Raw genomic sequence first — 14,132 nt, 5'->3', positions numbered from 1 at the left:
GGGGGTCTTCCCCGCCACGGCCGTCACGGGGAACAACGCGCCGCGCGGCGCGCGGTTACGCTCCTCGGCCCACTGTCGGCGTCCCTCTTTCGGCGGAGTCTCCCGACACTGCTGTTGCAGCGCTCGACAGGCCGCATTTGACTCGTTCCTTGCGGAACGTCGCGAGATGTTGCGGAATCCTGCGCAGTGCGGAGAGGGGCCCCACGATGCTTTCGGCCAAGAGTCTGTTCCAGGAGATCATCGACGACGACGAGGCCTTCGCCCTCTTCTGCTCCATCGCCGCCGGCGGCGAGTCGCAAGGGGGCTGGGAGAACGCCAGGATCGCCGCGCTGGTCCTGCCGAGCGAACGCTCCCTCGCCCCCAAGATCGCCCGCCACGGCGCCGACGAGGACAAGCACGGGCGGATCTTCACCGCCCTGATGCGCCGGCGCGGCCTCGACCCCGTGCCCGTCCCGCCCGACACCGACTACACGATGCTCCTGGAGCGGAGCGGCATCGGCCTCTCCCACGACCGTCTGCGGGCCGAGCGGCCCCTGACCGTGCAGGACGTCGTCACCTACCTGTCCCACAGCCGGGTCACCGAACAGCGCGCCGCCGAGCAGATGGCCCTGCTGCGCAGGCACTTCGCCGACCACCCCGACATCGGGCGCGCCGTCAGGATGATCGCCGACGACGAGGACAACCACCTCGCCTACTGCCACGAGGAACTGCTGCGCCTCGCCCGCGCGGGGCACGGACCGGCCATCCAGCGGACCCTGCGCGCGTGCGCGCTCGCCGAGATCCGCGTCTACCGCGACGTCAGCCTGGCCGTGACGGCCCACATGGGCCGCATCCTCGGCTGGCCCAGGGCGCGCTCGGCCGTCCTGGCGGCAGGCATTCACGCCGTGTACGCGTGGGAGCGGTTCGCCGGATGGCGGCGGATGGTCTCCCTCAGGACGCCCGAACGACGCGACGCGCTCGGCGGCCCCGCGACCGCGGCCCCCGAGTTCGCCTGAGCCCGGAGTTCGCCCGAGCCCGGAGTTCGCCCGAGCCCCGAGTACGCATGAGCCCCCGAGTACGCATGAACCGCCCGGCCGCTCCAGGGACGGGCCCAGAACCGCCCCAGGGCCGGTTCTAGAGCCAGCCGCGTCGCTTGAACAGCCGGAACAACAGGAGTTCCAGCACGCCCATCACCGCGATGACCGCCGGATACGACCAAAACCAGTGCAGCTCCGGCATGTGGTCGAAGTTCATGCCGTAGATCCCCGCGAGCATCGTGGGGACCGCGGCCATGGCCGCCCATGCCGAGATCTTCCGCATGTCGTCGTTCTGCCGGACGCTCATCTGCGCCAGATGCGCCGAGAGGATGTCCGTCACCAGCCGGTCCAGCCCCTCGACGGACTCGTTCACGCGCGTGAGATGGTCGCTCACGTCCCGGAAGAAGGGCCGTGCCTTGTCGTTCACGAACGGCACGCCGGGGCCGCCCCCGCCGACGCCCGCCAACCGGGTCAGCGGCGGCCCCAGCGGGCCCGTGGCCCGGCGGAACTCCAGGATCTGCCGCTTGAAGGTGTAGATCCGCGACGCGGTGTTGCGCGAACCGCCGACGTCCGGCGAGAACACCTCCGCCTCCAGCTCCTCCAGGTCGGTCTGCAGCTCCGTCGCCACGTCCAGATAGTGGTCCACCGTGGCGTCGGCGATCGCGTACACCACCGCCGTGGGCCCCTTCGCGAGCAGCTTGGGCTCGTGCTCGAGCCGGTTCCGCACCGCGGCCAGCGGCGCGCCCTCGCCGTGCCGGACGGTCACCACGAACGAGTCGCCCAGGAAGACCATCACCTCGCCCGAGGAGACCGCGTCGCTCTCCGCTTCGTAGACGACCGGCTTGAACACCAGGAACAGCGAATCGTCGTACACCTCCATCTTGGGCCGCTGGTGGGCGTTCAGCGCGTCCTCGACGGCGAGCGGATGCAGCCCGAACTCCCGCGTGATGAGGTCGAACTCCTTCTCGGTGGGCTCGTGCAGCCCGACCCACACGAAGCCGCCCCCGGCACGTGCCTCGTCCACGGCGTCGGAGAAGTCCTCGGGACCCTCCCTGCGACGTCCTTCGCGGTAGATGGCGCAGTCCACGATCACTGGGCGCGTTCTCCCTTCGAGCTCTCGCCGGCGCACACGCGCGTGCGCCTACGCTGGGCCGCATGCCCACGTTGATCCTCGTCCGGCACGGCCGGTCCACCGCCAACACCTCCGCTGTGCTCGCCGGCTGGACGCCCGGCGTCGCCCTCGACGAGCGCGGCGCCGCACAGGCCGCCGCGCTGCCCGGGCGGCTCGCGTCGCTGCCGATCGCGGAGGTCGTCACCAGCCCCCTCCAGCGCTGCCAGGAGACGCTGGGCCCCCTGCTCGACGCCCGCCCCGGACTGCGCGCGCACACCGACGACCGGATCGGGGAGTGCCACTACGGCGACTGGTCCGGGCGCAAGCTCGCCGAGCTGATGGACGAGCCGCTGATGGAGATCGTGCAGTCGCACCCCTCCGCGGCCGCGTTCCCGGGCGGCGAGTCCCTGCGCGCCATGCAGACCCGCGCGGCCGAGGCGGTGCGCGAGTGGAACGCGCGCGTGGAGCGCGACCACGGCGCGGACGCCGTCTACCTGATGTGCTCGCACGGCGACGTCATCAAGTCGCTCGTCGCCGACGCACTCGGACTTCATCTCGACCTCTTCCAGCGGATCTCTGTGGAGCCTTGTTCCATCACCGCGATCCGTTACACCCGGCTGCGCCCCTTTCTGGTGCGTCTCGGCGACACCGGCGACCTCGCCTCCCTGGCGCCGCGCGAGGAGCCGCCCACGGGGGACGCCCCGGTCGGGGGCGGTGCGGGCGCACCGTGATCGTCGGCCGCAGTAGGGTGAAGCGGTCCGCAAACGCGCGCGTACCCGCAGGGACGTTCCCCCACTCGTTCCCAGAACCACGATGACCCACGATTCCCATGGAGACAGGACGTGTCCCGTCAGGTGTTCCTCTACGACCCCCCGGACCGTTTCGTGGCCGGTACGGTCGGGCTGCCCGGGCGCCGCACCTTCTTCCTCCAGGCCACCGCCGGCGGTCGAGTGACCAGCGTGGCCCTGGAGAAGACCCAGGTCGCCGCGCTCGCCGAGCGCATGGACGAACTGCTGGACGAGGTCGTACGCCGTAGCGGCGGCAGCGCCATGGTGCCCGCCGTCTCGCCCGCCGAGAACAGCGACACGGCCCCCCTCGACACCCCGATCGAGGAGGAGTTCCGGGTCGGCACCATGGCCCTCGCCTGGGACGGCGAGGAACAGCGCATGATCGTCGAGGCCCAGGCCCTCGTGGAACTCGAGGCCGACTCCGAGGAGGACCTCGCCGAGGCCGAGGAGAAGCTCCTGCAGGACGAGGAGAACGGGCCCCCGATGCTGCGGGTCCGGCTCACCGGCGCACAGGCGCGGGCCTTCGCCAAGCGCGCCCTCGACGTCGTCAACGCCGGCCGGCCGCCGTGCCCGCTGTGCAGCCTGCCGCTCGACCCGGAAGGACACGTATGTCCGCGCCAGAACGGATACCGCCGGGGAGCGTGACGACCACCGACCCGGCCGTCGCCGACCTCCTCGCCCACGGCGGGCTCACGGTCCGCGGACGCATCCGCGACGCCTCGAACGCGGCCCTGTACTGCACCGTCGCGCACGAGGGCCGCAAGGCCGCCTGCGTCTACAAGCCGGTGGCCGGGGAGCGGCCCCTGTGGGACTTCCCCGACGGCACCCTCGCTCAGCGCGAGGTCGCCGCCTACGAGGTCTCGGAGGCGACCGGCTGGGGCCTCGTCCCGCCCACGGTGCTGCGGGACGGGCCGCACGGCGAGGGCATGTGCCAGCTGTGGGTCGAGACGGCCCCCGAGGCCGAACTGCTCGCCCTGGTGGACGGCGAGGAGCCCGGACCCGGCTGGAAGGCGATCGGCTTCGCCGAGGTCGGTGGAGGCCGGACCGCGTTGCTGGTGCACGCGGACGACGAACGCCTTCGCCGGCTCGCCGTGCTCGACGCGGTGATCAACAACGCCGACCGCAAGGGCGGCCATCTGCTGCCCACCGCCGACGGCCGCCTGTACGGCATCGACCACGGCGTCACCTTCAACGCCGAGAACAAGCTGCGCACGCTCCTGTGGGGCTGGGCGGGGGAGCCCCTGACCGGGGAGGCCGTCGAGGTCCTCAAGGGCCTCAGGAGCGCCCTGGAGCCCGGCGGACGGCTGGCCGGCGCGCTGAGCGGGCTCATCACCCCCGCCGAACTCGACGCCACCCGCGCGCGGACCGAGGCACTGCTCGCCTCCGGGACCCATCCGGAGCCGAGCGGCGAGTGGCCCGCGATCCCCTGGCCCCCGGTCTAGCGCCCCGTCGGTCGGCCGGGCTCGTCGGTCGGCCGGGGCGGGTCGGCCGACGCACGCCGGGCACACCGGCGGGAAAGCCGCAAGAGCGCCTTCCCGGCCATCTGGTCCGCTCCGGTTCGTACAGGCAACTTCCGTCCGGTTACGCTCATGGCATGCATGCCTGGCCCGCTTCCGAGGTCCCCGCCCTGCCTGGTCAGGGCCGCGACCTGAGGATCCACGACACCGCGACCGGCGGTACGGTCTCCCTCGACCCCGGTCCCGTCGCCCGTATCTACGTCTGCGGCATCACGCCGTACGACGCGACCCACATCGGTCACGCGGCGACCTACAACGCGTTCGACCTCGTCCAGCGCGTGTGGCTCGACACCAAGCGGCAGGTTCAGTACGTCCAGAACGTGACCGACGTCGACGACCCGCTCCTGGAGCGGGCCGAACGCGACGGCGTCGACTGGGTCGCCCTCGCCGAGAAGGAGACGGCTCTCTTCCGCGAGGACATGACGGCCCTGCGGATGCTCCCGCCGCAGCATTACATAGGCGCGGTGGAGGCGATACCCGGCATCGTCCCGCTCGTCGAACGCCTGCGGGACGCGGGCGCCGCCTACGAACTCGACGGCGACGTCTACTTCTCCGTCGAGGCCGACCCGAACTTCGGCAAGGTCGCGAACCTGGACGCCGAGACCATGCGGCTGCTGTCCGCCGAGCGCGGCGGCGACCCGGACCGCCCGGGGAAGAAGAACCCGCTCGACCCCATGCTGTGGATGGCCGCCCGCGAGGGCGAGCCCAGCTGGGACGGCGGCTCGCTCGGCCGTGGCCGGCCCGGCTGGCACATCGAGTGCGTGGCCATCGCCCTGGACCACCTGGGCATGGGCTTCGACGTCCAGGGCGGCGGCTCCGACCTGGCCTTCCCGCACCACGAGATGGGCGCCTCCCACGCCCAGGCCCTCACCGGCGAGTTCCCCATGGCCAAGGCGTACGTCCACGCCGGCATGGTCGCCCTCCACGGCGAGAAGATGTCCAAGTCCAAGGGCAACCTCGTCTTCGTCTCCACGCTCCGCCAGGACGGCGTCGACCCCGCCGCCATCCGGCTCGCTCTCCTCGCCCACCACTACCGCGCCGACTGGGAGTGGACCGACCAGGTCCTGGTGGAGGCCGAGGCCCGCCTCGGCCGCTGGCGCGCCGCCGTCTCGCGCCCCGACGGACCGCCCGCCGAGGCGCTCGTCGCGGAGGTGCGCGAGGCCCTCGCCGACGACCTCGACGCCCCCGCCGCGCTCGCCGCCGTCGACCGCTGGGCCGCGCTCCAGCAGGAGACGGGCGGGACCGACATCGGCGCCCCCGGCGTCGTCTCGCGGACCGTGGACGCACTGCTCGGGGTGGCGCTCTAGCACCTCGGCACAGTCATGAGCCATGACTGTGCCGGTCATGAGCCATGAGAGGGGCGCCCCCCGATCCCGGGAGGCGCCCCTTCGCCGCTCTCGCGGCCTCATGCGTCCTGTGTGTGCGCTCGACGGGCCTCCGGCCGGTCCGCTCAGTCGTCCGACGAATCGCTGTCGTCCGGGGTCTCCCCGCTCGGCTTCGGCGGCTTGGGGGGCCGGGTGCGCTCCCCGGGGTCGGGCGGACCGCCGCCGTCCCGCCGCCGCAGGTAGCGCTCGAACTCGCGGGCGATCGCCTCACCCGACGCCTCCGGCAGCTCCGCGGTGTCCCGTGCCTCCTCCAGCGTCTGGACGTACTCGGCGACCTCGGTGTCCTCGGCGGCCAGCTGGTCCACGCCCACCTGCCACGCGCGCGCGTCCTCGGGCAGCTCGCCCAGCGGGATGCGGACGTCGATCAGGTCCTCCAGACGGTTGAGGAGGGCCAGCGTCGCCTTCGGGTTCGGCGGCTGCGAGACGTAGTGCGGGACGGCCGCCCACAGACTGACCGCGGGCACACCCGCGTGCGTGCACGCCTCCTGAAGGACGCCGACGATGCCCGTGGGGCCCTCGTACTTGGTCTCCTCCAGGTCCATGCGCTGCGCCAGATCGGCGTCCGACGTGGTCCCGCTGATCGGAACCGGACGCGTGTGCGGGGTGTCGCCGAGCAGCGCGCCCAGGACGACCACCAGTTCCACGCCCAGCTCGTGGGCGAAGCCCAGCAACTCGTTGCAGAACGAGCGCCAGCGCATGGACGGTTCGATGCCGCGCACGAGCACCAGGTCGCGTGGCTTGTCACCGCCGACCCGGACGACCGACAACCTTGTCGTCGGCCATGTGATCTTGCGCACGCCGGCGTCCATCCACACCGTGGGGCGGTTCACCTGGAAGTCGTAGTAGTCCTCGGCGTCCAGCGCCGCGAACACCTCGCCCTTCCACTCCCGCTCCAGATGCGCGACCGCGGTGGAGGCGGCGTCGCCGGCATCGTTCCAGCCCTCGAACGCGGCCACCATGACCGGGTCGATCAGCTCGGGAACCCCCTCGAGCTCGATCACCCAGCGCCTCCTTCCGACGTGCCCTCGCTTGACCACCCAACCTTACGGCGTTCCGCGGGGGCGCCCGCAGCCCCCTTGCGCGGGGAGCAACCGGATCACTGCCCCGTTCGCCACCCCGGGACACCCCGCGATGATCGGCGCCCCTGCGCGCTGCCGTCCCGCGCTCACCGTCACCGGCCTACAGGGAGGACCGCAGCCACTGTTCGACGCTCGCGATGTGCACCGTCGCCCACGAACGCGCCGCCTCCGCGTCGCGGTCGCGCAGCGCCGAGAGGATCGCCCGGTGCTCGCGCAGGGTGCCGGAGACCGCGTCCTCCTGTGTCAGCCCGCGCCAGATCCGGGCCCGGGTGGTGGGCCCGGACAGCCCGTCGAGCAGGGAGCACAGCACCGAGTTGCCGGCGCTCTGCACGATGCCCCGGTGGAACTCCAGATCGCTGGCGACGAGTTCCTCCACCGACGGAGCGCCCCCGAGCTTGTCCAACTGGGACTCCAGCGCGTCCAGTTGCTGTTCGCTGACGCGCAGCGCGGCCATCGCCGTGGCGGCCGGCTCCAGGATGCGGCGCACCGCCAGGAACTCCAGGACGGTGTCGTCGCGGTGGAAGTCCACGACGAAACTCAGCGCCTCCAGGAGCAGTTGGGGGTCGAGACTGGTCACATAGGTGCCGTCGCCCTGCCGTACGTCCAGGATCCGGATCAGCGACAGGGCGCGCACCGCCTCGCGCAGCGAGTTGCGGGACAGGCCCAGCTCGGCGGCGAGTTCGCTCTCCTTGGGCAGCCGGTCCCCGGGGCGCAGCGCACCCGAGACGATCATGCCCTTGATCCGCTCGATCGCCTCGTCGGTGACTGCCATGTCCGTCCTCCTGTCGTTCCACGTCGAGACATCCGATGTCTCAGCGGTCATTATGAGGCCAGATCGGCGGACTGCCTCCGGAGCGGCGATCGCCACCAGTGATCACCGCCTCACCGTCGGGCCTCCCGGCCTTGCCCGGCCGTCCCCGGCCTCCTCCGGCCGCTCCATCGGTCCGCGTCTCGGCATCTGGACACGGTGCGGGCGGGGTGGTCGGATCCGCTGCCGCCCGGACGTCTGCTCGATCGCCCCGAACTGTGGTTCCCCAGGTCGGGTACCGTGGCTGTCGCCACCGGAACACCAGGAGCGTCCCTTTATGTCCCAGGAACTTCGTGCCGTCGAATGGACCGGAAACGGTCTGGCGCTCATCGATCAGACGCTGCTGCCGCATCGCACCCAGATCGTGGATGTCCGCGATGTGGACACCCTGGTCGACGCCGTCCGTCGCCTCGTCGTGCGCGGCGCCCCCGCGATCGGCGCGGCGGGCGCGTACGGCGTCGCGATCGCCGTGCTGCAGGGCGCGCGCGAGGGCTGGTCGGAGGCCGAGGTGCGCGCGGCCGTCGCCCGCGTCCGCGAGGCGCGTCCGACGGCGGTGAACCTCATGGTGTGCGTCGACCGGGTCATGACCCGCTTCGCCGAGGGGCTCGACGCGGTCCTGGCGGAGGCGGCCGCCGTCCAGCGCGAGGACGTCGAGGCGAACCGCGCGATGGGCGCGGCCGGCGCGGACTGGCTGCTGAAGCGGGTCGGCGAGGACCGCCCGCTGCGCGTCCTGACGCACTGCAACACCGGAGCGCTGGCCACCGCGGGCTGGGGCACCGCCCTCGGCGTCATCCGTGAACTGCACGCGCGAGGACGCCTGGAGGTGGTGTACGTCGACGAGACCCGCCCGTTGCTCCAAGGCTCGCGCCTGACCGCCTGGGAGCTCGTCCAGGAGGGCATCGCGCACTACGTCCAGGCCGACGGGGCGGCGGCCGGAACGATTTTGCGCGGCCAGGTCGACGCGGTGGTCGTCGGCGCCGACCGCATAGCGGCCAACGGCGACACGGCCAACAAGGTCGGCACCGTGGGCGTGGCCCTGGCCTGCGCCGACGCGGGCGTCCCGTTCCTGGTGGCCGCGCCCACGACCACGGTCGACCTGTCCACGGCGACCGGCGCGGACATCCACATCGAACTCCGGGGCGAGGAGGAGGTGCTGGAGTGGGCGGGTGTGCGCACGGCGCCGACCGGCTCGCGCGGCCACAACCCGGCGTTCGACGTCACGCCGGGCCGCCTGGTCACGGGCCTGGTGACCGAGCGGGGTGTGCTGGAGGTCTCCGCCGGTGAACTGCCCGGCGACCGGATGCGCTGAGCACCCGGCCGCGCGGCCGTCCCGTGGGGCCTCGCCGCGTGTCCCGGCACCGCGTGTCCCGGCGCCGTGCGTCCGGCGCCGGGCACTCAGCGGCGGGTGAGCTCCAACTCCAGGAGCCACTCGACGACCTCGGTGTGGTGGCGGGCTTGGCGCGGGTCGTCGCCCCATACGTACAGGCCGTGCCCGGCCACGACCACGGCGGGCATCCGTTGGTCGCGGGCCGCCTCCAGCCGGTCGCCGAGCACCTTCATGTCCTGGCTGTTGGCGATGACCGGCAGCGTCACCTCGACGTCGTGGGCGGGCTGGCCGACCCCCTTGAGCATCTCCAGATCCTTGAAGACGATCCCGCCCGGGTGCCGGTGCCCCAGCGCCACGGACGCCACCGTGTGGACGTGCACCACGGCTCCCGCGCCGGTCAGCGCGGCCACGCGGGCGTGCAGCTCGGCCTCCGCGGACGGCCGGCCGCCGTTCACCGCGGCGCCCCGCCCGTCGACCAGCACCACGTCGGCGGGCGTCAGTTCGCCCTTGTCGTGGCCGCTCGCGGTGACGGCGAGCCGCAGCGGTTCGCGCGTCAGGACGACCGACAGGTTGCCGGACGTGCCGCGCATCCAGCCGAAGGAGGCGAAACGGGCGGACTCGGCGGCCAGGACCGCGCCCGCCTCCTCCAGGTCCAGTGCGGTGATCTCGGCGGTCATGCGGTGCTCCCGGTGGTGCCGACGGTGATCTCGTCGAACGACCCCGCCTGCGCGTGGTCGCCGACTCCCTGCTCGAAGTACGGCTCTCCCGGCCGCCGGACGCCGACGGTGCGCCAGCCCGCCTCGCGGGCCGCGTCCAGCTCGCCCGGCCGGTCGGAGAGGAACAGCAGCCGGGACGGCTCGACGCCGGTCCCCGTGGCGATGCGGCGGTACGACTCCGGCTCCTGCTTGGGACCGGCGTTCTCGGTGTCGTACAGGCCGCTCACCAGTGGCGTGAGGTCGCCCTCGGGGCTGTTGGCGAACCAGGCCCGCTGCGCCGCCGCCGACCCGGACGAGTAGACGTACAGCCGCAGTCCGGCCGCGTGCCAGGCGCGCAGCCGCGGTACGACGTCGTCGTAGAAGTGCGAGACCAGGTCGCCGCGCGCGAAGCCCTCGGACCAGACGATGCCCTGCAGGGTCTTCAGCGGGGTCGCCTTGCGGTCGTCGTCCAGCCAGGCGTTCAGCGTCTTCTCGATCGCGGCCGTGTCGGCGTCCGGCTCACTCGTGAGCTCCCGCACCTGCGCGATCGCCCGCGCCACCGCGGGCTCCTCGGCCCGCTCGGCGAGCAGTTCGGCGAACCGGGCGCGCGAGTACGGGTACAGCACGTCCACGACGAAACCCGTGGCGCTCGTGGTGCCCTCGATGTCGAGCACCACGGCGTCCACGTCGAACGCCGGGTCCCGCAGGCTCACGCGGCGTCCCGGTCGGCCGCGTGGCCGGCCGCGATGGTGTCGTAGTCCGGGAAACGGGCGGCGATGGGGGAGCCGGTGAAGTTGCCGATCCAGCCGTCCTCCTCGTGGAAGAAGCGGATCGCCGTGAACGACGGCTTCGTGCCCATGTCGAACCAGTGGGTGGTGCCGCGCGGGACGCCCAGCAGGTCGCCCTTCTCGCAGAGGACCGCGTGCACCTCGCCGCCGACGTGCAGATAGAAGATGCCGGAGCCGGAGACGAAGAAGCGGACCTCGTCATCGTCGTCGTGGGTGTGCTCCTGGAGGAACTTCTCCCGGGCGGCCTTCGCCTTCGCCGGGAACTCCGGGTCGTCGCCGGGGTGCAGGCCGAGGACGTCGACCGTGGTGAAGCCCTCCTCGGCGTTCAGCTTCTCGATCTCCGGGCCGTAGGCGGCGAAGACCGTGTCGCCGTCGGCGTCCGCGGGGACGTCCTCGCGGATCGGCCACTGCTCGTAGCGCACGCCCAGCGGCGCGAGCGCCTCGGCGATCTCGGCGGGGTCGGAGGTGCGGCGCACCAGGGTCTCCGGGCCGGACTCGGACCAGGTCGTCAGCAGCGTCATGGAAGCAACTCCAGAAGTCTGGAAGGAGGAGTGGGGAGCGCGGGCAGGGCGGTGGAGGAGCATCACTCGACCGCGACACGCCAGGGCGCATGCCGCTCCGGTGATGGTAACCGCCGATGGTGTGTGCACCGACTGTGACGAGGTCGTCATCTCATATGACGGGATTTCGTGTCCACTTCTTTGACGTGCGGCTGAAAACGTTCTCATCATCTGCGTATGAAGACGCTGCTGCTCGTGCGGCGGCTGTACGTGGACCTGCTCCGGTCGACCACGGCCAGCTGTCGCTGACCCCTCCCGGAGCCCGACGCGCCCCCGTTCCCCGGGCGTTGTCCGCCACCCCGCCGTGGCTCGTTCTCGCCCCTCGCTCCGGTCGCGCACCTTCTCGGCCCCCGCGCCTGCCCGCACGCTCTCGTGCCCCTCCGCTTCGCACCGCCCCGTACCTGGAGCTCTCCATGTCCCGTGCCCGTCTGCCTCTCGCCGCGCTCTCCCTGGCCTCCGTCTCCGCCCTCGTCCTGTCGGGCTGCTCCCAGTCCTCCGACGCCTCCACGGGCACGGCCGACACCGCGGCCCCGGCCGCCGCGGCCACCGGCAAGAAGCCCGCACCGTTCGGCGCGGGCCCGGTCAAGGTCGCCCTGGTGCGGCAGAGTGGCGCCGGCGACTACTTCGAGCAGTGGGGCAACGGAGCGAAGGCCCAGGCCAAGGCCCTCGGCATCGACCTGACCGTGTACGACGCCCAGGCCGACAACGCCAAGCAGGCCACCGACCTGTCCTCGGCGATCAACTCCGGCGCGAAGGCGATCATCATCGACCACGGGTTCCCGGCCACCATCCAGCCGGAGATCGACAAGGCCGTGAAGAAGGGCGTCAAGGTCGTCGTCTACGACGTCGACACCCCCACCAAGGGGGTCGTGTCCACGGAGCAGGACGACGCGAGCATGGCCAAGGCCGTCCTCGACGTGATGGCCGGTCAGGTCGGGAAGAACGCCAGGGTCGGCTACGTCAACGTCGCCGGCTACGCGGCCCTCGACAAGCGCGACGCCGTCTGGAAGTCCACGGTGACCGCCGAGGCCTGGAAGCAGCAGTTCAAGGTCGGCAAGGTCACCGACTCCACGGCCACCGACAACGTTCCCCTGGTCTCCGCCGCGCTCACCCAGCACTCCGACGTCACCGGCGTCTTCGCGCCCTACGACGAACTCGCCAAGGGCGCCGTGCTCGCCGTGCAGAACAAGAAGCTGCAGGACAGGGTGAAGGTGTTCGGCGCGGACGTCTCCAACGCCGACATCCAGCAGATGACCGCGGCGGACAGCCCCTGGGTCGCGACCGCGGGCACCGACCCGTCCGCCGTCGGCGCGGCCGTCGTGCGCACCACCGCCCTGGAGCTGGCCGGCCGACTCGGCAGGACGTCCGTGGAGTTCCCGGCCGTCGCCATCACGCAGGACTTCCTGCGGGAGAAGAAGATCGCGAACATGGACCAGCTGCGGCAGGCGCTGCCCGCGCTGAACCTCTCGCAGGTCTCCACCGCGGACTGGATCCCGAATGTCGCCCACTGAGCCCGCCGAACCCGTCGACTTGGCGGAGCCCGCCGGGCCGGCCCCGGCCGTCACGCTCGCCGACGTCAGCATGGCGTTCGGCGGCAGGACGGTCCTCGCCTCCGTCTCGCTCGACATCGCACCGGGCAGCGTGGTCGCGCTGCTCGGCGCGAACGGCGCCGGCAAGTCGACCCTGATCAAGATCCTCTCTGGCGTCCACCCCGGCCACGGCGGCCGGATCCGCGTGGACGGCGCACCCGTCGTCCTCGACTCCCCGCTCGCCGCCCGCCGGTTGGGCATCCAGACGGTGCACCAGCGGATCGGCGAGGGCGTCGTGCCCGGTCTCAGCGTCGCCGAGAACCTCGTGTTCGAGGAACTCGCGCAGCGGCGCGGCAACCCGTTCGTCAGCGGCCGCGCCACGCTGGCCCGCGCCCGTGAGATCCAGGCGGGCCTCGGCCTGGACTGGAGCGACGCGGTGCTGAAGCGGGACGTCACCGAACTGGGCATCTCCGACCGGCAGTTGCTCATCCTGGCCCGTGCGCTGGCGACCCGCCCCCGGCTCCTCGTCCTCGACGAGCCCACCTCGGCGCTCTCCGCCGCCGAGGCGAAGCGGCTGTTCGCGCTCGTCGCGAGGATGCGCGAGGACGGCATCGCCGTGCTCTACGTCTCCCACCGGCTCGGCGAGATCGACGCGCTCGCCGACCGGCTGGTCGTCCTGCGCGACGGTCTCCTCACCGACGACCAGGCCAGGCCCTTCGACTGGGACGCGGCCCTGCGCGCCATGCTGGCCCAGGCGCAGGAGGCCACGACCGCCCGGCCGGTCCGTGCGGGCGTCCGGGGAGAGACCCTGCTCTCCCTGCGCGGAGTGCGGCTCTTCGCGGGCCGCGCACCGCTCGACCTCGACCTGCGCGCGGGCGAGGTCACCGGCGTCGTCGGCCTGCTGGGCGCGGGCAAGACCGAGCTGGCCCGCGGTCTGTTCGGCGCCGAGCCCTTCCCCGCGGGCGCCGTCGAACTGGACGGGGCCGCCTACGCGCCCCGTCGCCCCGCCGACGCCATCCGGGCCGGCGTCCACCTGGTGCCCGAGGACCGGCACACCGACGCCCTCGTACCCGGCTGGTCGGTCGCCCGCAACGTCTCGCTGCCGTTCCTGAAGTCCCTGTCCAGGGGCGGGCTGGTGAGCCGCTCCCGCGAGGACGCCCTCGGCCGCGACACGATCGGCGCCCTGGGCGTCGTCGCCCGGGACGAGCACAGCACCGTCGAGGAGCTGTCCGGCGGCAACCAGCAGAAGGTCGTCGTCGGCCGCTGGCTCGCCGCCACCCCGCGCGTCCTCATCCTGGACGAGCCGTTCCGAGGCGTGGACATCGGCGCCCGGCGCGACATCGGCCGCCGGGCCCGCGCCCTGGCCGCCGAAGGCGCGGCCGTCCTCGTGCTGTCCGCGGACGTCGACGAGGTCCTGGAGGTCGCCGACCGGGTCGTCGTCCTCGCGGGCGGCGAGGTCCACCTCGACGCGTACGGCGAAGACGCGGAGCGCGACCGCGTGATCCAGACCATCTCGGCGTCCGTGTGAC

14 protein-coding genes are annotated in these 14,132 nt (G+C 72.5%); 8 read left to right on the top strand and 6 right to left on the bottom strand.

Annotation, left to right across the window (positions count from 1 at the left end):
* The first annotated feature begins 206 nt into the window (after positions 1-206).
* Positions 207-995, top strand: coding sequence for a ferritin-like domain-containing protein (locus tag Sri02f_RS15745; protein WP_109001900.1), 789 nt, complete (start codon positions 207-209; stop codon positions 993-995).
* A gap of 118 nt (positions 996-1,113) precedes the next feature.
* Here Sri02f_RS15745 and corA read toward each other — a convergent pair whose 3' ends face one another.
* On the bottom strand, positions 1,114-2,109 hold the full coding sequence (corA, locus tag Sri02f_RS15740; protein ID WP_109001899.1) for a magnesium/cobalt transporter CorA: 996 nt from the start codon (positions 2,107-2,109) through the stop codon (positions 1,114-1,116).
* 62 nt (positions 2,110-2,171) lie between these two features.
* Between corA and Sri02f_RS15735 the strand changes: the two genes are divergently transcribed.
* The 4 genes from Sri02f_RS15735 (at position 2,172) to mshC (ending at position 5,739) form a co-directional block, all read left to right on the top strand.
* On the top strand, positions 2,172-2,858 hold the full coding sequence (locus tag Sri02f_RS15735; RefSeq protein ID WP_109001897.1) for a histidine phosphatase family protein: 687 nt from the start codon (positions 2,172-2,174) through the stop codon (positions 2,856-2,858).
* A gap of 111 nt (positions 2,859-2,969) precedes the next feature.
* Positions 2,970-3,560, top strand: a complete 591-nt coding sequence (locus Sri02f_RS15730) for a DUF3090 domain-containing protein (RefSeq protein WP_069771842.1) — start codon at positions 2,970-2,972, stop codon at positions 3,558-3,560.
* Positions 3,524-4,357 carry an SCO1664 family protein gene (locus Sri02f_RS15725; RefSeq protein WP_109001895.1) on the top strand — a complete coding sequence of 278 codons (834 nt, stop codon included), beginning with the start codon at positions 3,524-3,526 and terminating at the stop codon, positions 4,355-4,357. Before Sri02f_RS15730 ends, Sri02f_RS15725 begins: the two co-directional genes overlap by 37 nt.
* A gap of 152 nt (positions 4,358-4,509) precedes the next feature.
* The gene (mshC, locus tag Sri02f_RS15720) at positions 4,510-5,739 is read left to right on the top strand and encodes a cysteine--1-D-myo-inosityl 2-amino-2-deoxy-alpha-D-glucopyranoside ligase (RefSeq protein WP_109001893.1); all 1,230 of its coding nucleotides are present in this window, start codon (positions 4,510-4,512) and stop codon (positions 5,737-5,739) included.
* Positions 5,740-5,882: 143 nt separating this feature from the next.
* Here the strand turns inward: mshC and Sri02f_RS15715 are convergent, their stop codons facing one another.
* On the bottom strand, positions 5,883-6,818 hold the full coding sequence (locus Sri02f_RS15715) for a PAC2 family protein (protein WP_109001891.1): 936 nt from the start codon (positions 6,816-6,818) through the stop codon (positions 5,883-5,885).
* Positions 6,819-6,996: 178 nt separating this feature from the next.
* Complete coding sequence (locus tag Sri02f_RS15710; RefSeq protein ID WP_109001889.1) at positions 6,997-7,668, bottom strand: FadR/GntR family transcriptional regulator; 672 nt, start codon at positions 7,666-7,668, stop codon at positions 6,997-6,999.
* 313 nt (positions 7,669-7,981) lie between these two features.
* Between Sri02f_RS15710 and mtnA the strand changes: the two genes are divergently transcribed.
* A complete protein-coding gene (mtnA, locus tag Sri02f_RS15705; RefSeq protein ID WP_109001887.1) occupies positions 7,982-9,013 on the top strand; it encodes an S-methyl-5-thioribose-1-phosphate isomerase in 1,032 nt (343 codons plus the stop codon).
* A gap of 86 nt (positions 9,014-9,099) precedes the next feature.
* Here mtnA and mtnB read toward each other — a convergent pair whose 3' ends face one another.
* The 3 genes from mtnB to Sri02f_RS15690 are packed head-to-tail and all read right to left on the bottom strand — an operon-like array spanning position 9,100 to position 11,035.
* Entirely contained in the window at positions 9,100-9,708 is a 609-nt protein-coding gene (mtnB, locus tag Sri02f_RS15700) for a methylthioribulose 1-phosphate dehydratase (RefSeq protein WP_109001885.1), read from the bottom strand.
* Positions 9,705-10,439, bottom strand: a complete 735-nt coding sequence (gene mtnC, locus Sri02f_RS15695) for an acireductone synthase (protein ID WP_109001883.1) — start codon at positions 10,437-10,439, stop codon at positions 9,705-9,707. Before mtnC ends, mtnB begins: the two co-directional genes overlap by 4 nt.
* A complete protein-coding gene (locus Sri02f_RS15690; RefSeq protein ID WP_109001881.1) occupies positions 10,436-11,035 on the bottom strand; it encodes a 1,2-dihydroxy-3-keto-5-methylthiopentene dioxygenase in 600 nt (199 codons plus the stop codon). Before Sri02f_RS15690 ends, mtnC begins: the two co-directional genes overlap by 4 nt.
* Positions 11,036-11,487: 452 nt before the next feature.
* Here Sri02f_RS15690 and Sri02f_RS15685 point away from each other — a divergent pair, with 452 nt between their 5' ends.
* Both Sri02f_RS15685 and Sri02f_RS15680 read left to right on the top strand, forming a co-directional pair.
* Entirely contained in the window at positions 11,488-12,585 is a 1,098-nt protein-coding gene (locus Sri02f_RS15685; protein ID WP_109001879.1) for a substrate-binding domain-containing protein, read from the top strand.
* Positions 12,572-14,131, top strand: coding sequence for a sugar ABC transporter ATP-binding protein (locus Sri02f_RS15680; protein ID WP_109001877.1), 1,560 nt, complete (start codon positions 12,572-12,574; stop codon positions 14,129-14,131). The genes Sri02f_RS15685 and Sri02f_RS15680 overlap by 14 nt, the downstream gene beginning before the upstream one ends.
* The last annotated feature ends 1 nt before the right edge of the window (position 14,132 follow it).

Source organism: Streptomyces rishiriensis (genome assembly GCF_003112535.1).
Classification (GTDB): domain Bacteria; phylum Actinomycetota; class Actinomycetes; order Streptomycetales; family Streptomycetaceae; genus Streptomyces; species Streptomyces rishiriensis.
Note: the sequence above shows the minus strand (reverse complement) of the source record. Positions and strands in the feature narration are given on the sequence as shown.

What these genes read in the sequence shown, in the direction of transcription:
- Sri02f_RS15745 (WP_109001900.1), top strand. Translation starts at nt 207, where the DNA reads ATGCTTTCGGCCAAGAGTCTGTTCCAGGAGATCATCGACGACGACGAG.
- mtnA (WP_109001887.1), top strand. Translation starts at nt 7,982, where the DNA reads ATGTCCCAGGAACTTCGTGCCGTCGAATGGACCGGAAACGGTCTGGCG.
- mshC (WP_109001893.1), top strand. Translation starts at nt 4,510, where the DNA reads ATGCATGCCTGGCCCGCTTCCGAGGTCCCCGCCCTGCCTGGTCAGGGC.
- Sri02f_RS15710 (WP_109001889.1), bottom strand. Translation starts at nt 7,668, where the DNA reads ATGGCAGTCACCGACGAGGCGATCGAGCGGATCAAGGGCATGATCGTC.
- Sri02f_RS15725 (WP_109001895.1), top strand. Translation starts at nt 3,524, where the DNA reads ATGTCCGCGCCAGAACGGATACCGCCGGGGAGCGTGACGACCACCGAC.
- Sri02f_RS15735 (WP_109001897.1), top strand. Translation starts at nt 2,172, where the DNA reads ATGCCCACGTTGATCCTCGTCCGGCACGGCCGGTCCACCGCCAACACC.
- mtnB (WP_109001885.1), bottom strand. Translation starts at nt 9,708, where the DNA reads ATGACCGCCGAGATCACCGCACTGGACCTGGAGGAGGCGGGCGCGGTC.
- Sri02f_RS15680 (WP_109001877.1), top strand. Translation starts at nt 12,572, where the DNA reads ATGTCGCCCACTGAGCCCGCCGAACCCGTCGACTTGGCGGAGCCCGCC.
- Sri02f_RS15685 (WP_109001879.1), top strand. Translation starts at nt 11,488, where the DNA reads ATGTCCCGTGCCCGTCTGCCTCTCGCCGCGCTCTCCCTGGCCTCCGTC.
- Sri02f_RS15690 (WP_109001881.1), bottom strand. Translation starts at nt 11,035, where the DNA reads ATGACGCTGCTGACGACCTGGTCCGAGTCCGGCCCGGAGACCCTGGTG.